This window comes from Bradyrhizobium sp. BR2003, from assembly GCF_009720285.1.
Lineage (GTDB): Bacteria > Pseudomonadota > Alphaproteobacteria > Rhizobiales > Xanthobacteraceae > Bradyrhizobium > Bradyrhizobium elkanii.
In genome coordinates this window covers 1-21,437 of sequence record NZ_SMYJ01000002.1, presented here as the reverse complement: position 1 = coordinate 21,437, position 21,437 = coordinate 1, and the positions used below count along the sequence as shown (strand labels likewise).

The following is a 21,437-nucleotide window of genomic DNA, read 5'->3' as shown; positions in this document are numbered from 1 at the left end:
CGACGGCAGCCCCTTCAACGCGTCGGTGTGCCAGGCGCAGCGAACTTCTGGCCGAAAGGACGGAGACCGGCCGATCAGAGATCGACGACAAACGCGGGTTCGATGACCGGCAACTGACCTTGCATGTGTAACGGCTCGCAATGCAACCGTGGACGTCAGGTGAGGCCGGGACTACCGCTTACCCGACATACGTTGTCCATCGACCGGCAGCTGCAAGAGTCATGCGCAGGCCAGTCAACTACCAAACTTGACAATTGATGGAGACGAACGACACATGGCAACCGTCATGCAACTTGGATTGACTATCGGTCCGGCCGCGCATTCTGACTAAACGCGGAATTCAAAGCAACAACCTCGCGGGAAAGACAATTGCACCTCGCCTCGGCAGGGCATTCTTGATGCGGTCCGCAACCAAGGCGAAGAGCGTCGCCAAAACCGGTGAAGTATGTTTTCTCTGGTCCTGGCGATCATCTCACTGCTCTATACGACCGTTGGCCAGGCGGGTGGCACTGCATTCCTGGCGCTAATGGCCTTTGCTGCTCTGCCATCGACAGAGATACGCCCGACGGCGCTTGGTCTCAACATTGTTGTTGCGACTTACTCTACATGGGTCTTCAACCGCAACAAAGTCGTTGATTGGATAATGCTGCGTCCGCTTCTGCTTTCATCGATGCCGGCGGCATTTGCCGGCGGCCTTATGGTGCTCGGAGAAGACATTTATAAGACGCTGACCGGGATCGTCCTTCTGCTGGCAGGAGCCGTGATGATCGTGCGGGGCGGAGGCGGCGCCGATCGCATTCACGAAAATCCGCTTTTGGGAACTGTGAGCATTGGAGCGGCCATTGGCCTAGTTTCCGGCCTGACCGGCGTCGGCGGGGGATTGTTCCTCGCCCCGACGCTTATCGCCCTGAACTGGGCGTCGCCGAAGCAGACCGCCGCGCTGTCGCCCCCTTTTGTTCTGGCTAACTCCACTATCGGCCTCGTTGGAACTCTTCTCGCCGGTCAATTTCCGTCTTCGTATTTCTGGCTTTACGCAGTCGCCGCGCTGGTGGGTGCCGTCGCAGGCACGATGATCGGCCTGAAATGGATGAGCCAGACAACTGCCAGGTTCATTCTCGTGGCGGTTCTATTCGTTGCCGGTATCCAATTGGTTTGCACATGATCGCGCAGCTGAAGCGCGACCAATGAAGGCCTCAACTGCATAATCTTACGAAGATTGATAAACTGTAAGAGCAAGCGTAGAAGCAAGCGCAAAAACAAGCCACATAAAGCGCTGAGGCGGACACAAACGCATCGTCAGATAGCGATCGCGTGTGAGAAGTTGGTCAAACTCGCATCCGGAATTAGAAAAACGTGACACTTGGTTGTGAATTAGTGAGCTGCTTGGCGATGGGACGTCGCCGAGCCAAGGCGCCCCGACGCACTTTGCCGGGGTTGGAAGTGCGCCGGGTCCGCCCCAACATCATCAGTACATCCGTGACGATGCTTGCGGCAATGAGACAAGCAGCGTGGCGGAAATGAGGCCTGTCCATTTTTTTAGGCGTGGCGTCTAAAATGCTTTCTGCGTGGCTCCAAGGGCCTTGAATCTCACGTAGCGTCAAGTTGTATGATCTCGCGCTTGCCGGCCTCATCCAATGAGCAACTTCTTGTCCATGGTATCTCCAGTCCAGCGTCCTGCTCATGGCATTTATCCGAGAGGTGCCGCCTATAGCGACGGAAGGTGAGCGACGATAAGCCTCTCCACCCGGACCTGCGCGGGATGTCGCTTGCCTCGCGGTGATGGGTCGAGATGGTGGATCACATCCACGCTCGCAGCGCAGCCTTCGCCCCCGGATACCTCTCACGCGGTGTCAGTCCCTAGAAGGTCATATCGAGAAGGGAATTCCGATTTCGACTAAGTTCGGACCAGTTGACATAACTCAAAGACACAGGAGGGCGCATCGGTCAGCTTCGCAGCTGTATGAGCATGGGAAGCCAAGCCTTGCACACCACACTCCTGAACAAATATTGCGATGCTCGCCTGCCTTGGTACACCATCTATCCAACTGTACCGGATTTCTCTACGACAATCGGCGCCAGGACTTGTCAGACTTGGTTGAACCGACTGCCGCCCGACGAACCCGTATCGCTCTATCTCCACGTTCCGTTCTGCCGCTCGATCTGCTGGTACTGCGGGTTTCCTACAAGCCTCGCGCGCGGCGAACGGCCGATTCGCAATTACTTGACGTCGCTACGGGAGGAGATTCGTTTGGTTGCGGAGCGACTGCCGCGCGCTTTGCCGGTCAACGACGTGCATTTCGGCGGCGGAACGCCAACCACCATTTCGGCGGTCGATTTTCAAGCTCTGATCGAGCTATTGCGCCGCTACTTTGCCTTCAGCACGTCCGCTAGCATCGCCATCGAGATCGACCCGCGCGCGCTCACGACCGAGATGGCGCAAAGCTTAGGGGCAGCCGGGGTCAGCCGCGCGAGCATTGGTGTGCAAAGCTTCGACCCCAAGGTTCAAAGGGCGGTCAACCGCTTTCAGAGCGAAACGCAGACGGCTTCTGCTGTCGAAAGCCTTCGCCTGCAGGGAATAAGCCGCATCAACTTTGACCTGCTCTTTGGACTGCCGCACCAGACGGTGCAGTCCTGTGTGAACTCAGCAAGGACCGCAGTGGCCATGCGACCCGACCGGCTTGCGGTTTTCGGTTATGCCCATGTGCCCTCCTACATGAAACGTCAGCGCCAGATCGATGAGACGGCACTGCCGGACAATGTTGCCCGCGTCGAGCAAGCTGCAGCCATGGCGAACACACTGGTGTCTGCCGGCTACCGCCAAATCGGGCTCGACCATTTCGCCTTGCCGGACGACGAGCTCACGCTGGCACAAGAAGCTGGACGGCTGCGCCGCAACTCGCTGGGTTATTCGGCTGATACCTGCAAGACCGTGATCGGCCTTGGTCCGTCAGCCATCGGCCGTCTCGGTGACGGCTACGTCCAGAACGCGGCTGATACCGCTACTTATAGCCGGCACATCGGAGCTGGCCGTCTGGCGACATCGAAGGGCTGCTGTCTCACTGAGGAAGATCGGCTGCGGGCTGCAATTATCGAGCGCCTGATGTGCGATCTGGAGGCCGACGTGCCGGCACTCTGTGCTGCCCACGGATTTGATCCGATTGGGTTCCTCGATTCAGCCGACCGCTTGGAAATGCTCACCGAGGACGGCATAGTGGAGATCCAAGACGGCTTCATCCGCGTCAAGCACGAGCACCGCTTTGTCGTGCGCGCTGTCGCTGCCGCATTCGACGCTCATCTCGACCGCACACCCTACTAAGCCACGGATCCGAGCACGGTTTCGATGCAGCAACGCTGCTTGCGGACGAATGATCGAGACAAGCGCCGGAATGCTGTCGGCTGCATTGATGCGGATCACCTCGGCGAGCCTGACCTCGTTGACGACCTTGCGTTCGTAGGCTTCGGCTATCTATCGCAACAAGCCAATTTGCGAAACGTACGGCTGACCTCAGTGAGTGCGGCTAAAGGACTCGGCCACGCCTGTAACAACGTTAACATGTCAAGGCGTGCCCCTCTTCTGTCCTGCGATCACTGGCGCACCTCCGACGGAAACGGGGCCTTGTGGTTTGGACCGCTCTACGCGCATCTCGGCGCGCTTCTTGGCCGGGCTCGAAGCAACTTGTGGGGGCGACGAAGAAATGGGGGAGGGAGCAGAAGTGACAGCTGCTGGATTCTGCAGGGAATCAATTCGCGAAGCCAGCACCGTGATCTGATCTAAGATCCCTTTGAGGTCCTTCCGCTGAGCATCGATGTACCGGTTGAGCTCTGCGATATCCTCGCTCATCTTCTCCTGCGCCCAACGTATCTCGGTCAGGGATATCCTGTCCTGCGCTGACAGGCCCGCCGCCGCATCTGCGAGCCCGGCTGCCGGCGTCTCGACAAACCCTGCGAGGCTGCCGCCAAAATGGGCTGCTGCCGCATACAAGCCGACGAGAACGAGAAACGCCAAACCGCAGCGAATTCGCCCTGACGAGCCGTATAAGAGCGGCCGCAAGTCTGAAGCGGCCGCCTGATCAACCATCTCCATCGTTCCTTGCCCGACTTCCCCGTTTCGATAGACTTCTTGGTTGACGCGAGAGCTCGCGATGCTCACGCATCCCAACGCGCCTCCGACGCCCCAACAATATTATTGAACTCGCCGACCATTTGCTCCCTTGGCTCCAATGAAGCGGGGCGTCTTGATCAAGGTAAAGCGGACACCCTACGGGAAACTCCTGCATTATAGGGCCGGCGGTAGGCGCGAGTTCTCATCTTCCTCGGCCATGGTGCAGCGTTTTCGCATCATTCTGGATAACGTTGCAGATTTTGCGCCCTGCCGACGCCTGATGCGAGCCGGCCGCTAATTCCTTCAAAGTCGGGCTCTCGGCTTTCCGTGCTGCCGAGGCAAGTAACTTCGCGGCCAGGCGCTACGGAAGAGGCGCCACAGCTGGCGCTCGAGCCACCATGCCATTGGAGCGGCAAGTGTCGAGCAAGGCCAACTACCAATCCTGGCAGGTTGATCGAGACGACGGACACATGGCAAGCGTGGCCCACGAACGTTAGGGGATCACAGCTAGGCGCTCGGAATGCACCACAGATTTGTCCGTGCCAATGCAGCGGACGGAATTTGCAGCTTCTCGCCCACAGCCACTAAAGCAGCTCGAAACCTGCTTGCCCCGCTCTTCTGGGCCTCGATCGTGGACGTTGTGACGCGATCGCTGCGCGAACAAATTCCAAGGCTCCGTGGAAATCGCGGTCATCGACGATCGCTTCGTCCTTGGCGGACCACGATACCAGGACAGCTTCACGAACCACTGCTCCGCTTTGGCGGGCATTGCATCCCCGTGGCCGCCACTTCGTCGAGAAGGGCACTTCGAGCAAGATGCTCGGCACGGCCGCAATCCTCTATCTCATGGTGGAGCAAGGTCGAGGTTCGAAATGTCTTGGCAGCTTGGACAGCCGCGGCTCCGCGCGCTCGCGGCCAACGGTTCTCGCTCAGCCAGCAAGCGTTGCTCACTCTCAGCAAATCCGGCCTGACGCACACGCAAGGTGCAGACCAGATCGTGCTCGCGCTTACGGGCGACCAAGTCGCCAAGTCTGGTGAATCTCGCTGGGATAGACGTCCTGCCCATGAGGCGTCGTCCTCTTGTCGTCAGACGCTACGGCTCGGCAGGTCCGTTCTGGACCAGAGAGGCCGACTTTCAATCCATTCGTGGCTCGCAAAACAAGGATGCGAACTAGACTGTGCGTGATTGCTTTGTTGCGGCGACGACGCCTCGGACATCTTTGGCTATCGCAGCATTTGCCTGCATTTTGCGATCAAGAGAGCCGCAACGGCGACTTGCCGTTGCGCTTTCGCTCGCGGCTTGTTTGGTCGGCACGCCCGTTTCGGCACAAACTGCTGAGGAGCCGGTCCCCAAGAGCAACGCTGCGGACCAAGCCACCAAAAGAAGAACGTTAACGTCCCCGGATATGGCTACAAAGCTCCGGATCGGCGTGATCAATCAGCCGATTCGACTTCATGCCTCGGCGTTGGCGTCAGCTCCCAACCTGCCTCTCATAAAGCGCGGCAGCGCCGGTCGAGCTGCTCAGGCGCAAACGCGAAAGACGATCGACCCCTTCGCACGCTTTGATACTTTCCGAGAAAAAGGGATCTGGCTCAACATGCCCGGCCCTGCTGATACAATTGATCAGGACAAGCATGGCGTTAGATCCGTACTGGCAGACGTCGGCATTGGCTATATCGGCTGGACGCACAACACCTTTGCAAACAACCAGCTGCCGAATGCGGCCAGAAGCAGCATCGCCAACCAGCTCTATATGGGGCAGAATCCGACGTTTGCTACGAGTAACTTCGTGATCGTCACTTATGATCTCAGCCGGTTTGGTATTCCCGATGGACAGATTGTCATTGGAGCCGAGCAGCAATACTGGACATGGAAACGACCGGGACCGGATCGAGTAGGATTGAATACATTCGCCTATTATCAAACGTTCCTCGACAGAAAATTCGAACTCAAACTTGGCTATCTCAGAAATGCGAATGAGTTCACCGGTACATTATTCGGAGGAATTTCAGGATCAAACATGTTTGCTCTGTTCCAAGCAGGGATGAGCACCAACGCCGCGCCAACGCCCGCCGCCAACCTGAAGTACAATTTTGATGATCATTTGTACAACAAAGTCTCCGTGCAGCGGTCAATCAGTCCAGATGGTCCCTATGCGCAGATAACCGAAAATCCTTCGGGTTTAAACTGGAGCACAGCCAATGCCGGCATTCTGTTCATTGATGAACTTGGCTACAAGAGCAAGGCCGCTCCTGGCGTTCCCGACACCTGGCTGCGGGCCGGCATTGCTTTGAACAGCAGCCGCTACAGGAATTTGGCAGATCCGGATCAACAAAGGGAGAGCGGGAATAACTTTCATTACATGGCTGCTGACAGGCAGCTCTGGCAGAGTGACGTTGAGGGGACGCCATCTCGTGGCATCTATGGCGGATTCTCCATCATGGGAGCCTCACCTGACCTAAACAGGATCAGCCAGTACTATGAGCTTCGCCTTTATGCAAAGGGACTGTTTGACAGTCGGCCCAGTGATTTGATTGCTCTGGTTGCCAACAACACGACATGGAGCAGGTTTGCAGTGGATGCTGCCTTGATCAAAGGGCAACTTGCGCATCACGATACCACAGCAATCACGGGAACATATACCGCGCATCTCGCTCCGGGGATATATGGAAGCCTCGGACTGTCCTACATTCATAACCCGACAGGCATCACACACATGCCCCAAACAGAGCACGCGCTCAATCTGTTGGTGTCTACGCTGATATTTTTCTAGATCAGCGAGGATGCCACCAATTCTGCTACCAAACTCCCGGTTCGAAACAACTGCGCGCAAAGTTCTGCCGGCGCGCCGGCGAGACGCTGTGAGGAGACGAACCATGGAGCCTGCTATCCCATGATGTAAGAGCCTCCAGACCGGATTTCCGCGACAGCTACTTATCCGCAGGCTGCCCCGGTGGACGTAGGGCGCGGGGGTGAAGTTCCAAGAATGAGCTGAGACAGATAGGGAATGTCGCGCACGGTTCGGCGCACCATTAGCTCGTCGCAGCCCTTAGAATTCCCGCCACGGCCGACTTGGATGTGAGATCCGAGTGCCAACCTCTCAATATGAAAAGCAACTGCTGCAGCTTTTGCTCCATGGAACGATCCGACCGATGATCGTGGAGGCAATTGCCATCTCGGGTCTACGCTCCGATAGCTGGCTGGGCGCCAATGTTCAATTATATGGATGTGGGCGACCGTTATAAAGAAAGGGAAACGAGACGAGCTACACGAGGGTTTACCGATTTAGAGTGCTGCTACCTCACTTCGATCGACTGCCAGGTCGAGCGGTACCTTGCTGGGTGTCCCGTCCGGAAAAAGTGTTTGCAACGCACTGCGAGAATTTTCAATAGCGGCAATAACCAATTCGAGCATGAAGGCTTATGTAGGTTGCGCAGCAGGGCCTCCTTCCCTCGACCTTGCCATCACGAGTAGCCAGCGTCAGCAAACCGACGTCATTGGCGAGCGTTCCCACATCCACCAGACGCTTGCGTCGTCCGCACTCCTGACTGCGGGCGGTCGAAGTGGTTCGAACAGTTGCGCTTACTGAGCAACGGCTTCTAAGGCAAGATGATCGGCGGAGGCTGGACCGCTCAGGCGGTGCCCGTGTCACTACTTCGAATGGATACATCGGCTGTCAAGGGCCGGGCTGTAGAACGCCTCGCGCGAGCTGCCCCGCCCGAGCGCCTGAGATTGCCGTCCGCCTGCGCTCTTCAGCCACGTTCAGGATAGATGCGAACGCGCTGGCGCCCCTCGCTTTCATCCAACTCGCCCCTGTAGCGCACGCCGCGGATCTGGAAATAGGTTGGACGCCCAGCCTGCGGCATGATGCGTTCCCCCTGCAGGACGCGGACAAGGTAAAGCGGAAGCAACCGCTCGCGGTGCTCCCAACCACCGCGGATCAGATACCCAAGGTCCCGTAGATCCTCACGGGGTTGCGCGGCTTGAACGATCTGCGGTGGAAGATGAATCGGTCGGGATGGCGCAGCTTCATCAAGGTAGCTCGGGCGCGGATGATGGATCAGGCGGACATCCGTGCGTCCTCCCGGTCCCAATGTGGCCGAGTAGCGCTCGCCATTGATCATGAACTGGCTTGGCCCGAACTGGCTTGGCAGCAGATTGATGTTGCCGAGGACATCGACCAACACGTCCGAGGCCGCTTGAGAGCCGTGGCGCCAGTCAGAGCCAACGACGGCCCCAATATCCCGCAGTTCCTGGGCGGCCCCGGACGGTCCAGCAAATGACGGCGCTCTGCGAAATTCAGGTGCGGGCGCGGAGCGTGCTTCGTCGAGCAAGTCGTGCGGGGTAGACGGATCCAAATCAACCAAGGGATCCAGACCGCTGTAGATGTTTGATGAGCGAGGCCTCACCGACGATGGCGAGGCGGGTTCCTGCATCTGTTGCCCGAACCAATCCCAGGCTCCTTGGCTTAGACTGGCCGGAGTCGCAGGAAGCCCGTGCGGCAGATTGGGCTGCGGGATCCAATAGGGCGCTTGCACAGGTGCGGCGGGTTGGAGGATCTGCTCGCTGGACCGATCCCAAGCCCCGGCGCTCGGGCTGGCCGATGTTACGGGAAGCTGCTGCGACGAGCTGGCCTGCCAACCGTGATGCGGCACTGGCAGTGATGAGGTGGGTCCGTGGATCTGCTCGCCGAGCCAACCCCAGGCTCCCGCGCTCGGCGTGGATGGCGTTGCCGGGACCTCCTGCGGCGAGTGCGCCTGTCGGGCGCCTTCGGCGACGGGCTGCCCCGCATCCTCGGCAGGGTGCAAGCCGAGGGCCCTGTTCGCCTCGAGCATTTGCTGGTAGCGACCAAGCCTGAGCAAATCAGCTTTGATTTTGCCGTCGTCGGTTTCTTGCCTATACTCCGCGACATCCTGATCCAGCCCGGAGGTGAAGAGCCGGCCGGCGATGGCCTGCTTATCGTGCGTTCGCAGCCATTCACTCAGCCTCGACATTCGGCGGGCCTGCCTGTCGATCGTCTCCGGCTCAATCCTGTGTGTCGCCTTTTCCGCCGCGGCCCACCTGCCGATAAGGGTCGCGTCAGCGCCATGGGGAGCCAAGCGACGGAGATCGGCTGACAAGGTGTTTCCAGCGCCAACCTCACGGAGCTTTTTCAAGGCAGCTTTGATACGCCTTGCGCGGTCCGCTGCATAGGTGTCGACATCCTGGTCGAGCTCAGCTTCCAGCTGGTGATTTTCCACCTCCGGATCTTCCAATTGCGCGTTATTCAGCTCGCGGCGAATTCGATTCGCGATTGATGGCCTGTTGTTTTCATTCAGGCGCGCGCTCAAAATGCGCAGGTCGGCTGCCGCATTTCTGATGGTGCCGTCGGTGAGGTTGCCGGCTGCGGTGCCTTCGGTGCGGTTGCGGACTGCTCTGTGTCTAAACTCTTTGATGAGCGCCTCGTCCTCCGGATCGACCCCGCGCGTCCGGCCCGGTTGTCTGGCGTAATCGACGCGAAAACTCGTCGAGGAAGCATCCGGCTGCTCGGCCTCCCGCGAGGACTTGCTACTCCCTCCAAAGGCTTTGCCAACCCCCGACTTGAAGCGCGACCACAGTCCGCGGCTTTTACCGCTCCCGGCCTGAACCCCAGGCTCCGCGTCCGGCAAGCTGTAGCGCGCGCTGCTGAACAGATCATCGCGCAAACTGGACTGCGGCACTTGGGCCGGAGCATCAAGCTGAAAGCGGGGAATGTCTAAGCTCCGCCGCGCGTCGCCCCGCGCGCTGTTCCTAAAACCTGAGCGTGGCGGCACCCACATCGAACCGCCGAGTTCATCCCGTCGAACTGCCCGCCCCGCTCCTGCGGGAGTCTGGTCCGGCGAACTCGACTTTGCGGAACCCTCATCAGGCGAATCGAGCTGCAAATCTTCCATCTGCCGCTCAAAATCGCATTGCTGGCTTGCGTTGCCCCCTGGCCGTCCCGCTCGCCCCTGTCGGGCGGCGTACGCCTCCATCCAAGCGCCTGAATCGAAGAATGGGTCAACTGGATCCATCCTGCTCTCCTCGTGATGGTGTAGACCCTGCGCAATCCGCACGCTTGCACGGCCGCCAAGCGGCAGCTGTGAAGCGAAGGCAGATTTTGGATTTTTATGGGACCTAGCTTTCGAAAAGCTGACGAGAACAAGAATTCACAACGGGCAATGCCGCTTGCGTTGATCTCTTCTGAAGGGGCAGCAAGGAGCCGGCGAGGCGCGACGGCCGGGCCCTGCCCCAATTTCAGTTGCTGTCGACGGAAGGTCCCAGCGCAAGGACGATCTTGTCCCCACCCTCGGCCCGAGAGCCGCTTAAAAAAGAGAAGACAGCCCGTAAGCGTTTCTCTATTCCGATCTGGAAGGTCCGGCGGATAGCCAATCCGTGGCACCTGCGAAGAACGCTTTCAGCGACCATTTCGCGGCTTCGCCATCGGTCAATTGGTGCGAATAAGGCTCGCGACCTGCGGGATTGGCCCCGACACCGGTGGATTTGTATTCAGCATAGTGGGCCGTCCTCAGCGAATTGGTCTTGCCTGGAGCCCATTCGCGCCAGCCTTCCGCGACCACCGGTGCATCCAACTTCGTCGATAGGAACACCACCGTTGCATAGGGGCGCCAGGGCCGGCCAAGTGCAACATCCCGCGCGGCGGAGTCGGCAGTCAGTCTGCAATGATCGAATACATAGGCACTGTCCTCGTCCGGCGCTGCCTTGCTCTGCGCGGTATAGACGACCGCCTGATTGGCGATACCGTGCAACTCACAATGTCGGAAATAGGCCTTGGCATTGCCGAATATGAAATCGACATGTCCCTCGATATAGCAATCTAGGAAGTACTGTCGCGACATCCGGCCGTTCGGCCCCTTGGCGGCGAACAAGGTGTCTTGTGCGCCGAGCAGGCGGACGCGGCTGATGATGTCCCTGTCTCCAGTAATGGACAGTGCCACGGCCTGCGAAGCAGGATTGGCCGAATTGAGCGCGTAATCGTTTTGGATCGTCAGGTTGTCGAGCCGGAAGTCATCGCCTGAGGCGTCCAGCGTCGCAGAACGGATCGTTCCTCCGACGTTGATCGCGCCGTCGCCGTACACAATGACCGTATCATCCGGCATCCTGCCGGAGCCTTTGATATGAACACCGGATTTGAAGACTTTGACCTTCTCGCGATAGATGCCCGGCGCGATCTGGACATCCCCACCTTGGGCCGGCAATGCGTCGATGGCGGCCTGCACGGAGTGATAGGCTGCCCTCTCGGCATGCGAGACCAAAAGGGGTTGAGCATGGGCTGCCGAGATGCAGAAACATCCGGCCAGAACCGCAGCGAATAGCGCGAAAATCCGCATGTGATCTCACCTGTTATCGGGGCCGCTGCACGCTTGATACAATCGGTACTCTCGCCGCCGCGACCTGGCAGCCGAGTATCGTCAAACAACGTTTCTTCCCGAACCGGAAATCTCGCTCGACGGCCGAAACGTCCGACCGCGGTCACGGCTGTCGGACTCCTGCAATAAGGCGCCCGCGCTATGCCCGCCATTCGCAAGGCAGCGAGTCAAAGCCGTATCAAGGCAGACCTGACCGGTCTTAAGGCTCGGCATCGAGTTGTTGCGCTTACTCGTTACCGTCCTGGAATGCCCTGGCGCACCGCTGCCAATCGCGAGGTATTGGTCCTCTGGCCCGCCCGGGCAGCGGCGGCGACACGTCAGAATGATCGGCTGTCACATTCGCATGTTCGAGCTGCCAAGTCGCGGAATCGGCAAATCGAACATCCTCTAGCGTCACGTCAAGCGCATGGGCCTCGTCAACCCCGCGCATCAGTAGCGCACCATTGTCGCCGCGTACATGGCGCAGAACGATCTGGCGATAGACTGGAATTCTGCTGCCTTGGGCATGTGGATCGTACTTTGTATCGAACGCGACCGGCCATCGGTTCCCACGCAGACACACGTTCTCATAAGTCACGCGCTCGACCAGGCCGCCTCGGCTGGCATCGCTCTTGATGCGCAGGCCGGACGTCGTGCCGTCCAGGGTCAGGTTGCGCACGAGTATGTCGCTGGCGCCAGAGTTCACCTCGCTGCCGATCGACATCCCGTGTCCCCACCCGAAATAGTTATCGGTGATGGAGATATGGCGAGTTGAACCATTATCGCCGGCTTTGATCGCTACGTTATCATCTCCAGTGCGGATGAAGCTGTGGGTGATGGTCACATCCTGGCTGGCGCCTGGGTCGATGCCGTCGGTATTGCGGGCATCGGCCGGTGTATCGATCGTCAGACCCCAGACCGTAGCACCTTCGACTCGGTTCATCGCGACATGGAAATTGGGTGCATTGCGTAAGGTTACACCAGAAAGCGTGATGTCCTGCGCATGATCGATCTGGATCAACCGCGGAGCGTTCTGACCACCGCCCTCGGCTTGCGCGCGGCGGGCCAGCTGCCACCAGGTTTCGGCGCTGCCGACCATCGGCGCACCGCCCTGACCATCGATGATGCCGTCGCCATAAATACCTCCGCCGCGCGTTTTGGAGAAGCTGATCAACGGCCGGCAACCGTCGCCCTTACCTGCGATGCGGCCACACTGTCCGCGGCCCTTGTCGTACGCAGCTGGCTCGGGAATAGCCAAAAGTGTTGCACCGCGTCCAATCCACAAGGTTACGCCCGATTTCATCTCGAGTGGATGCGACCGGAACTCGCCACGTCCGAGATAGACCGCAGCACCGGCGGGGCAATGGTCGATGGCATCCTGTAGTCTGGCCGTATCGTTGCTGCCAGACGGCAGTGGGCGGTCGCAGACCGTATGAGGTGCAACGGGCTCGGCGACAATGCGCCGATCTTGCGCTTTTGCGCTGGGGCAGACAACCATGGTGGCAACGATGGACATCAGCGTCCATCCGCGAAAATGCTTTGTCATTAACCTCATCTCTTTGCCGCGAGCATCCTCGCCGCTTCGTTGTCCTGAGCTGAGCGCTGACCAACCAGCCGCAGCTCGCCTCACAGGCCAACGCAAGATGACATTTATAAGACGCAAAAAAGACCTCGGCTTGCGAGTTCGCGCGATGAAGAATGAGCGTTCCGCAAGAGGTCACACCTTGTGACGGCGCGCACCTGAGCGGCAGGTACAGCTGTTGCTGCGAGGGCGCATCTTCAATTGGCGTGCGACACTCGGTTCGAGGCGGTCCACCCTTGCACGGCCGGCACACCGACGGCGTAGAGATGGTGAACGGCTCTGATTATCTTAATCCACGCCAATTCCGGATTTATTGTTTTCTGTTCCCTCTAGGCGGAGGTTGCTCACCGGGGCGGCAATTCAGATGTGGCATGCATTGTGATTGATCTTGCGAGGGAGCGCGTGGTCCACAATTGATGGCTGAGCGCGCGAGAACGGTAACCCAACGCAAACACTCTAATAATGATCAGGCGGGAACAGATGACACAAGGTTCACAAGCGACGATCATTGGCGCCGGACGCGTCGGGTTAAAGCTAGCCGAACTTCTCGCAACGTCTGGCGGACGAGTACGCTTCGTGGATCACAGGCCGGTGGCTTGAATAGATCAGAACCTGATCGTGAGCGATGCGATCCACCTGACGCTGGAGGCCAAATCCGCTATCGCGGAGTCCGATATTGTCGTTCTTTCTTTGCCGTTCACGGTAGCAGGAGCCGCGTTCGGATCCGCCTGTCGACGGCTCAAAGGCGACGCATTATTGATCGAGACGCTTTCAGTCAAGACGAGACCGGCCTCATGGGGGGTCAACTTGCCGCGCGAGGTGGAATATCTTGGACTCAATCCACTGTTTAGCCCGGAGCTCGGTTGGGCAAATCGTCCGGTCGCGGTGATCGCGTATCGATCAGGGCCGCGGCTCGAAGTCTTTCTGCAGCTTTTACGACGCACGAATGCGAGCCTTGTCGCGCTCGATGCTGAAGCTCACGATAGACTTCTTGCGCAGCGTCAGCTGGCTGCGCATGCGCTGCTCCTGGCGCTCGTGAGCATCCTTCGCGACGAGAACACTGAATTTCCGCTTGAGGTCGGTCCACCTCCTTATCACCTTCTTCTGGCGGGAGTCGGGCGCATGTTGAGCGGCGCCCCCGAGACGTTTGCTGAAATCCAGACGGAGAATCCTTTTGCGGCGACAGTCCGCTTGCGTCTGATCGCGGCACTCGAGAGGCTAAGCGGGGGCGGCCAGGAAGTCCTAGATCAGCTTCGCTGTGAGTGGAGCGATCTCGCGCCACGTCTCAAACCGGCCGCCGAGACCTGCGCGCGCCTATTTGCGTGCCCGATTTTCCCTCTAGAGATGGGCGAATACGGGTATCGCTCCGGCGAATGCCGCCTTGCGCGGTGTGATCGAGATTAAGACATAGGCGTATGGCTGTCGCTGCGACAGGGCAAGAAATCTCGATTCCCGGGCAACTCGGCCGCGTAGCCTTCTCTTTTCGCTTCCCGAGCGCTTCCCGGCCAGGTCGATCTCCAAGCGATCCGCAAAGTTCGCCGGCAGGATGTAGCTGGCGTCGGCCTGCGCGGCGAATTTACCTGCACGGTCGCCCGTGGCGTACCACTGCTGACCGGGATTTCGGTTAGGTGTCTTACCGCCGAGCGAACCTTCACAGTAGATTTCTGCACCCTATTGCCTTACGTTTATCAAGCCGCGAAGCATTGGTTGTGCGATGTCTCCACGTGTCTAGCGCGCAGCCGATCCCTTAGCGTCGCGTCCAACCCATAGAGATACGCCCGCTTTCATCTTGGGTGAATTCGACTACCGGAACGCGCCACGCCCGCGATTGACCGCAGTAGCAGTACCGACATCATACTTCTCGATTGAAGTCGCACTCAGATAAACTTCCGCCTACCCACAGACCGCCCTTGGTGGTGCCTCGCTAAATCGTTCGGCTGTACCGCTACACTTCCCGACCGGAGTCCCGCTTCCCCCTCTCCATGTGCAAGGCGCTCCAAATCCTGAGGGCTCGCGGTGTGAGGCTGGCACCGGCAAGTTGTTTCCAGGACTTCCGCACCTCGATCCAGCGGCTTTTTCGAGCGGGCAAGGCATCAAGCATTTTTTTAGCAATCGGAGCCAGGTGCGCAGTTTCGGAGTTCGGGTCCCGCTTCGCATCTTCAAGGATTTTAAAAGCGGCCCTTTCGGACCGCGTCCAACCCGACTCAGTGAACCTGCTCTCCGCGAAATACTCAAAACACGTGCGGAATGTCAAAGCGCGGCCAATGACCGTATGGTTTGGTAGGCCCGCTTGGCTCAGCCACCGCCGGAGATGCCCACACCGCTCTTGGCTGCCATTTTCGGGAGGACCGCGAAATTCCAAGACCAAAAGCATCGCCATGCCAGCGATTTCGCGTCGTATCTCTTCATCCTGCTTTTCGAACCAATCCCGGATTACCTGTAATGGCGTCGCCGGCGGCTTCACGACCGGTACCGCAGCGGTGCGGTGGAAGGAGACCACGTTTTCCAGCGGGGGCATGCGCGGCCATGGCCTTCCATCTGCGTCCCACAAGACCCACCGCGCTGCAATCTTTTTTGCCTCTTCAGGAGACCTGGTTCGCCAAAGCTCCTTGAGCGCCTCATTAACGTAATGTGAGACGTCAGCTTTCAGGCCGCATGTACGTGCTATTGCTGCGCGGCGTCCGGCGTCAATGAGCCGCGCCGCGAAGTTGTTCTCTGCGTTCATTGGCCGAGGCCCTTCATGTCCTTCCTGGCGCGCCCCGCTATTGGCTCTTCGGCGGCGTGATACGAGCCCGCGGGAATCTACACCCAGCAGGCGCCGTCTTCCGCCTAAGTTCCAGGGATCACCAACTTCAGTGGCCAGCCATGGCCTCAACTTGCGAACGTGGCCGTGCCCACGTGAGGGCGCCCTGTGCATTCCGAGGGTCTGCATTCTTCGTGCCACAGTAACAGTCCGCGATTCGTATTCGTTGGTTATGTTTTGTTTGCTTTGCGACTCGGGCCCGTCTTGTTTCATTCCACTCATGGACCATCCGTGGCAACTTCATGTTGCTGCCGAGAGGTCATCGATTGCGCAAGCGTTTTTCAGCAAGTTCAGACCCGGATAAAGGATCCGAGCCGGCGTCATCGACGGTACATGCAACCAAAGCCTCGTGTTGCGTGGGGGAGCATGCTTTCTCCCGGTTCGCTCTGCCGGAGGATGCCGCAGATACCCCGGCATCCTCAGGCAGAGTAATCCGTTTTTTCGAGGCAGAGCCCTCTCCTGGCACGCCGGATGGCGATCATTTCAAAGTACTTTCCTCGCTCATTGAGAATAGGAGGACGGACATCTCTCCACAGCACACGGCGATCCGGTGGACGTCCTCCATTTTGCGATTGAGTCTATGGACAACTCTCAAGCCGCACTCGGCAATCCTGTAGGGTGCAATCGCGCGTCTGATCTACCGAACCGAAGACGACCTCTAACGCTGGAACTGATCCGCACCAATAGCAAGGAGTGGAACGTTCTAATTGACCCCCTGATGGCTCAATACGAATTGGTGGGTACAAGCCTAAATTCTGAAGGCCCGCTTACGCGGGCCCTTCATCATTCCCGTACGCCTTCGAAATATACGTGAGGTCACGCGCGATATGCCACCGGCTCAACTTGGTTCGCCGACCGCAATCGTTCCCAAAACGAAGGGTCCCGCCGGATACGAGGGCCCATACAGAACTTGGAGGAGGAGAAGTCTCCAAGCCCTATGTTGGCGACTGCAAACCTGAAGACGATGCCCATTGATCGATGTCAGCTGCGATCTCCGCCCTCCGCGCACGCTTCAGCAGCTGGTCGCGCTCGACGCCTGGCGGAAGCTGCGCTGCCTTGTGAAAAACGTCGTCGGCAAACGCATTGAGCCGATCCTGCAGCGATGTGGTTTGTTTCGCCCGATTTCTGCTTTTCTTCATAACGCGCTCCGTATTTGTTCGGGAGCGTTGAGGCTCACCGTTGCGAGGAGCGTATGAAGTTATAATGATCATTTCCACAACCTAGGTTACGACCGCGATATTCCTTTGGAGAACTCGCGCGAAGAAGAGTTCGGAGGTCATGTCCGCGGCATTCGATTTCCGCCTGTAACAATAAGCTCAACCCGGATCGCTTTGGGTTTCTTGAGCGGCTTACTCAATTTACTTTTTGGACTAATTACACTGTCCAGCGCCTTGCGGATCTTGCTCGACGTCGTCCGATTTAGACCGGTCGCGACTTTGCCCACGTGGACCGGTTCTTTGCCCTCCCGTTTTCTGGGATTGGTCGCGGCAAGCTCGTGGCTTTTGATAAAATCCGATAACCAGAAACTCGCCCCCATCCTCACCTTCAGCCAGGTTTCGTTGCGGTCGGAGCGGTGCGGCGCGTCCATCTTCGTAGATAATGTCCTCGCATTGAGCTTCGCCGCGTGTTCGAACAGCTTCTGTCCATCATCCTCGACATCTCACTGAAAAGAAACCGGCGGTTCGAGCTGGCAGGTGTCGAAGAGCCCTTGCAACATGGCCTTGCGCTCGATTGCGGCGACTTGTCATAGGCGTGCAGCCTCGGGAGGTCGAAGGCGTAGTAAAGCAAACGATCCTGGCTATACCCCGGGCGAGTTCGGCCTGCGATTCGGATCGCCGAACCGCTATCCGCCGAGAGCAATGGCGGTCTCCTCGGGACTTACTCCACCAGCGAACGCGCTACCGGAGGGCACTGGTGGCACAATGTGTCCAAAGCCTCGCGCGACAGCCACGACTATCGGGTCAACGCCGAGGAGTCGTTCTCCACGAGCTGGGACCAGGCCGACGGTTACATCGTGCAGACGCGCACGCCGCGCGCCAAGGACCGGGCCGAGTATCTCGACGATCTGTTCGGACGTCCAGGTAGCGGCCCTTGGCACCGTGTAGGGGTGCAACTCGTTTGCATTTACCCTGAACGTGATATCCTGATTGACGGCAACGTCGCCCTTGGTGAACAGGTGCAGCTCGTGCTCGGCTGCGAACGCCTGTGGCGTCTGCTCGGTAAGAACGATGTCGCGATTGAGCAGGACAAGCCGTGCCCTGAAATCCTTTTCGGGCTTGAACTCGGGATTGGCCGAAGGATCGAAGGGCTCGACGAAGGCGACCTGCGTGACGGGGATCAGTTTTCTTCCGACGCGGCGATTGGCACTATATACGAGCCTCAAATTGTAGAGACCTAACGATATACGCAGAAGGAGGTCGTCATCCAGTAGGGACAGAAATTCAACTGACCATCGGCCACGTTTCGTTGGACTATGCGAAAAATGACATCGGCTACGACTATGGTTTCCTGTTTCAGGATGGCGATCTCACTCGATGTCGGTCAGACGCCATCGACTCGACTATGACCACTATCAGAACATTCCAGAAGAGGAGCGCGATCTCGCCGCGCATGAAGCCGCGTTCGTAACGCCGCTCAAGCGCGTACTCCCAAGGCTTCAGCTACTCGGATAGCCGATTTAGCTGTCGAGAAGCTGACGCGCCCCCTTACTGCTAGGTGCGGCTCATGTAAGCGTGCTCCTATAGCGAACGGCATCAAAAAAACGAACAATAAAAGCAGCGGCATTTCCAGATCTCGCTCTTTGATGATCTAGAATTGCATCGCTTCCAGTGCCGCCGCTATAATGATTTGGTATGCTGGACGCCAACAGAGGCCATCCCCGCAAAAGTCCGCTCTGTCACGTGGAGGGAACAGCGACCAAGCATGAACTTGGTCAAGTTTCCGTTCCTGTCATTGCCTGTTTGCCAGGAGCGCCGGCCTGCGTGATCAGGCCTTTGCCCAGATACGACCGTTGTCCTCTACGCCTGCCTGGATTGACCTTGCGACTTCGCGTACCAATTTTGTTCATGCGGCACCAAAAGTGTGACCCGCTGGGCTTTCGAAACGCACAACGGCTCGTCATTGGACGACGTGCTGCACCGGAATGACCACAAGTCAGGTTTCCGTCAGATCCGATGTGTATGTCCATCACCGCGAGCCTGACACTTCCCCGATGGCTCGCCTGGCAAACTCGACACAGGAAATGATATGGCTGTACTCCGCGGCGCGAACACCAACGACCATATAGTTGGGACTGCTGATAGGGACTTTATTCGGGGTCTGGGCGGGAACGATTTGATCTCCGGCGGTGGAGGCGATGATGAGCTAGAAGGCAATCAGGGAGCCGATACACTCTATGGTGGTGCAGGCGACGATTTTCTGTACGGCGGTCAGGGCAACGATGTTCTGTTCGGCAATCAGGGCGACGACAACTTCATGTTCACGAGTGGGAGCGGCAATGATTTTGTGATGGACTTCAGGGTGGGAGATAAACTGAATATCGAGGACGGGATCAATCACAGCGGTATTCATACGCTTGCCGATCTTGCCAGTCACATCAAGGCGGCTGGCCCTGATACCACGGTCGTTGACCTCGGAGAGGGCAATTCAATCACGCTCTCACATGTGAATGCCGACGATGTTCAACATCACCCGGACAATTATTTCTCAATCATGCATATCACCGATCAGCCCATCTGATCCTCGCGGCTGTCCGTGTCGGCCGAACATGGCGCACCGGGCAACCGCGTTCGCGTTGGCACACCGTCCGCCGGCGACGACCGCCATCGCCCTCGGCAGACGGTCAAACATTTCCCAATGAGCAGAGACATGGCGATCCTTCCGGGGCCGCGATTCCGGTCTACAGCATAGGTGGAGCGACTGGAAACTGTTTGAAGGCTTCAACGGTCACAAGGTCATCTCACTGCTCCGCACCTCGAAGACCACAGACACGGTGGACATCAAGAGCGTTCTAGAGCGGATCAAGTCGAAGGGCTACTTTGGCGACATAAGGTTGGTAGTGTCCAATACGGTGTCGAGATTACTTCTTCGCCAGGAGGAATGAACTTCAATTTCGACAACTGGGCGGCGACCTCGAAGTGAATATCCACAGGGTGAGCTGGCCTGCAGTCATGCCATTGAGCCGCGCCGACAGACGGGCTCGGCTTGCCGCTTACTGTTGAAAGGTCCGACTCCAGTGACACAGCGACCAGAGATCGCACCGCTTGGCGACACTTACAAAAGAAGAGCCGCTTGCGTTGCCGCAAGCGACCCAAGTCTAGGGAGGAACGCCCAAGGAGGGCAGCGATAGCGGGGCGCTACCGCGCATCCTGAAAATAAGACCGTCGCATCGGCGGCTCAATTGAACGTAGGGAAAGCTCAGGTATCTAAAGGGGGCATGGAATGATACGAAGGTATATGGTGTCCGCTGGTGAAGCCGACCACTTCCGCACCAGGCGTGGGCTGTCATTGCCGATGCATCACATCGAGCAATGGCAAGAACTTGGTCACCGAGCCGTGGCTGACTTGCCTTGCATTATTCAATCTACATCGGTGAGAAATTCGCGATGAACTTGCCCTTGGACTTAATCCCGTTGCCTCCCGCACGACAGCCAAGGCCGAGGCTGTGCTTATCCTCGTCGGTCAAAGAGCTTGCTGGACGAATGGTGTGGAATGATGCCATCGGGAGGTGACGACCAACCGATTCCTAACCGGGGCCGCCTCCTTCACCTAGGCCATAGCAACATGGACCCATAGTCGCCGAGCGCGCCGCCAGATCGGGCCGTCGTCAAGATCAAGCTGATTGTACATCCATCGGAGATCAACTCGCTTCAGGCCCCAGCGCGACCGCAAGGTGTTTCTTGCCAAGCCGGGCGGCCCAAGCAGCAGCACGTTTCGTCGTCGGCGGCGGTCAATTGGCGTCGTTTGACCTCCTGAGCGTCGACCGCAATTACGTCATCGTGCTCAACGGGGACAAATTCCTTGACGCTGGTACAACCTGTAAATCGACGTCACACCGATGACAATCGGGAGGGGAAAAGCGGCATAGAAATACGCGCGGCGAGTCATTGCCCCGAAAATGGGACATCTGATACGGAACGGCCAGAGACGACAAGTGAGTGACTACATAGGCTTCCAGAGTTACTTGTATAAAGACCCCGCCGACCTGCTGCCCGACGAGGGCGCGCGGCATCGTTTTGAGGCGATCGTGAATCGTGCAGCGGATGCGCGCTCAATGTGGTTTCCGGTTGAGGAGCAGATGCGCGCAACTCGTGCCGAGCTTCATCGCGTCGAGACACACCGGCAACGGCTGATACTGGCCCGCAGCGCCGACCCCGGCGCGGACAAGGAGGACAAGCAAATTCTTGACCTCGACAAGCAAGCCAGCGAACTGACCGAAAAGTTGCGTCGCCTCATCGCTCGAGAGGCGACCGCTGCGGCCCGCATGCGGAACTGCGAGATCTTGGCATCTCGCTGCCGGGCCTTTCTGGCTCACGGTGGTCTGCCCTCGCGCGCGCGCCTTGCCTCCGTCTCTCCAATCGCGC

At 58.4% G+C, this 21,437-nt stretch carries 15 protein-coding genes and 2 pseudogenes; 9 read left to right on the top strand and 8 right to left on the bottom strand.

All coding sequences use genetic code 11. From position 1 onward, the window contains the following. Positions 1–445: 445 nt before the first annotated feature. Together E2I15_RS00105 and hemN are read left to right on the top strand one after the other, a co-directional pair. Entirely contained in the window at positions 446–1,162 is a 717-nt protein-coding gene (locus tag E2I15_RS00105) for a sulfite exporter TauE/SafE family protein (protein ID WP_137482300.1), read from the top strand. Positions 1,163–1,966: 804 nt separating this feature from the next. After that, on the top strand, positions 1,967–3,316 hold the full coding sequence (gene hemN, locus E2I15_RS00100; RefSeq protein WP_422109875.1) for an oxygen-independent coproporphyrinogen III oxidase: 1,350 nt from the start codon (positions 1,967–1,969) through the stop codon (positions 3,314–3,316). A gap of 240 nt (positions 3,317–3,556) precedes the next feature. On the opposite strand, the gene E2I15_RS00095 is transcribed toward hemN, so the two are convergent. Then, a complete protein-coding gene (locus E2I15_RS00095) occupies positions 3,557–4,078 on the bottom strand; it encodes a hypothetical protein (protein ID WP_246668288.1) in 522 nt (173 codons plus the stop codon). A gap of 1,244 nt (positions 4,079–5,322) precedes the next feature. Here E2I15_RS00095 and E2I15_RS00090 point away from each other — a divergent pair. Then, a complete protein-coding gene (locus E2I15_RS00090; protein ID WP_246668287.1) occupies positions 5,323–6,876 on the top strand; it encodes a carbohydrate porin in 1,554 nt (517 codons plus the stop codon). 161 nt (positions 6,877–7,037) lie between these two features. Here the strand turns inward: E2I15_RS00090 and E2I15_RS39645 are convergent. The 4 genes and pseudogenes from E2I15_RS39645 to E2I15_RS00075 all read right to left on the bottom strand — a co-directional run. Then, positions 7,038–7,189: pseudogene (locus E2I15_RS39645) on the bottom strand (nodulation factor fucose acetyltransferase NolL); the annotation flags it as partial. A gap of 666 nt (positions 7,190–7,855) precedes the next feature. Beyond that, a complete protein-coding gene (locus E2I15_RS00085) occupies positions 7,856–10,015 on the bottom strand; it encodes a hypothetical protein (RefSeq protein ID WP_246668286.1) in 2,160 nt (719 codons plus the stop codon). Between the two features lie 444 nt (positions 10,016–10,459). After that, the gene (locus tag E2I15_RS00080; RefSeq protein ID WP_137482297.1) at positions 10,460–11,452 is read right to left on the bottom strand and encodes a pectinesterase family protein; all 993 of its coding nucleotides are present in this window, start codon (positions 11,450–11,452) and stop codon (positions 10,460–10,462) included. Positions 11,453–11,717: 265 nt separating this feature from the next. Next, positions 11,718–12,986 carry a glycoside hydrolase family 28 protein gene (locus E2I15_RS00075; protein WP_246729336.1) on the bottom strand — a complete coding sequence of 423 codons (1,269 nt, stop codon included), beginning with the start codon at positions 12,984–12,986 and terminating at the stop codon, positions 11,718–11,720. 684 nt (positions 12,987–13,670) lie between these two features. Here E2I15_RS00075 and E2I15_RS00070 point away from each other — a divergent pair. Together E2I15_RS00070 and E2I15_RS39770 are read left to right on the top strand one after the other, a co-directional pair. Beyond that, positions 13,671–14,456, top strand: a complete 786-nt coding sequence (locus E2I15_RS00070; RefSeq protein ID WP_170991707.1) for a prephenate dehydrogenase/arogenate dehydrogenase family protein — start codon at positions 13,671–13,673, stop codon at positions 14,454–14,456. A 96-nt stretch (positions 14,457–14,552) separates the two neighbouring features. After that, positions 14,553–14,822: pseudogene (locus E2I15_RS39770) on the top strand (DUF2478 domain-containing protein); the annotation flags it as partial. Positions 14,823–14,997: 175 nt separating this feature from the next. Here the strand turns inward: E2I15_RS39770 and E2I15_RS00060 are convergent. The 3 genes from E2I15_RS00060 to E2I15_RS00050 all read right to left on the bottom strand — a co-directional run bounded on the left by E2I15_RS00060 (position 14,998) and on the right by E2I15_RS00050 (position 17,443). After that, complete coding sequence (locus tag E2I15_RS00060; protein WP_246668285.1) at positions 14,998–15,777, bottom strand: hypothetical protein; 780 nt, start codon at positions 15,775–15,777, stop codon at positions 14,998–15,000. A gap of 1,013 nt (positions 15,778–16,790) precedes the next feature. Then, on the bottom strand, positions 16,791–16,994 hold the full coding sequence (locus tag E2I15_RS00055) for a hypothetical protein (RefSeq protein ID WP_137482353.1): 204 nt from the start codon (positions 16,992–16,994) through the stop codon (positions 16,791–16,793). Positions 16,995–17,131: 137 nt separating this feature from the next. Beyond that, positions 17,132–17,443: a hypothetical protein gene (locus tag E2I15_RS00050; RefSeq protein ID WP_137482295.1), complete on the bottom strand. Its 312-nt coding sequence runs from the start codon at positions 17,441–17,443 to the stop codon at positions 17,132–17,134. A 336-nt stretch (positions 17,444–17,779) separates the two neighbouring features. Between E2I15_RS00050 and E2I15_RS39030 the strand changes: the two genes are divergently transcribed. The 4 genes from E2I15_RS39030 to E2I15_RS00030 form a co-directional block, all read left to right on the top strand. After that, positions 17,780–18,253: a hypothetical protein gene (locus E2I15_RS39030; RefSeq protein ID WP_246668284.1), complete on the top strand. Its 474-nt coding sequence runs from the start codon at positions 17,780–17,782 to the stop codon at positions 18,251–18,253. Continuing rightward, a complete protein-coding gene (locus tag E2I15_RS39765) occupies positions 18,226–18,483 on the top strand; it encodes a HEPN/Toprim-associated domain-containing protein (RefSeq protein WP_502707165.1) in 258 nt (85 codons plus the stop codon). Before E2I15_RS39030 ends, E2I15_RS39765 begins: the two co-directional genes overlap by 28 nt. A gap of 618 nt (positions 18,484–19,101) precedes the next feature. Next, on the top strand, positions 19,102–19,593 hold the full coding sequence (locus E2I15_RS39485) for a calcium-binding protein (protein WP_170991705.1): 492 nt from the start codon (positions 19,102–19,104) through the stop codon (positions 19,591–19,593). 1,414 nt (positions 19,594–21,007) lie between these two features. Continuing rightward, a partial coding sequence (locus E2I15_RS00030) for a hypothetical protein (RefSeq protein WP_155262131.1) occupies positions 21,008–21,437 on the top strand: 430 nt, incomplete at its 3' end.

Coding starts and splice junctions, on each gene's coding strand:
- E2I15_RS39485 (WP_170991705.1), top strand. CDS start 19,102: ATGGCTGTACTCCGCGGCGCGAACACCAACGACCATATAGTTGGGACT.
- E2I15_RS00105 (WP_137482300.1), top strand. CDS start 446: ATGTTTTCTCTGGTCCTGGCGATCATCTCACTGCTCTATACGACCGTT.
- hemN (WP_422109875.1), top strand. CDS start 1,967: ATGGGAAGCCAAGCCTTGCACACCACACTCCTGAACAAATATTGCGAT.
- E2I15_RS00085 (WP_246668286.1), bottom strand. CDS start 10,015: ATGGAAGATTTGCAGCTCGATTCGCCTGATGAGGGTTCCGCAAAGTCG.
- E2I15_RS00060 (WP_246668285.1), bottom strand. CDS start 15,777: ATGAACGCAGAGAACAACTTCGCGGCGCGGCTCATTGACGCCGGACGC.
- E2I15_RS00080 (WP_137482297.1), bottom strand. CDS start 11,452: ATGCGGATTTTCGCGCTATTCGCTGCGGTTCTGGCCGGATGTTTCTGC.
- E2I15_RS00095 (WP_246668288.1), bottom strand. CDS start 4,078: ATGGTTGATCAGGCGGCCGCTTCAGACTTGCGGCCGCTCTTATACGGC.
- E2I15_RS00055 (WP_137482353.1), bottom strand. CDS start 16,994: ATGAAGAAAAGCAGAAATCGGGCGAAACAAACCACATCGCTGCAGGAT.
- E2I15_RS00075 (WP_246729336.1), bottom strand. CDS start 12,986: ATGTCCATCGTTGCCACCATGGTTGTCTGCCCCAGCGCAAAAGCGCAA.
- E2I15_RS00050 (WP_137482295.1), bottom strand. CDS start 17,443: ATGGACGCGCCGCACCGCTCCGACCGCAACGAAACCTGGCTGAAGGTG.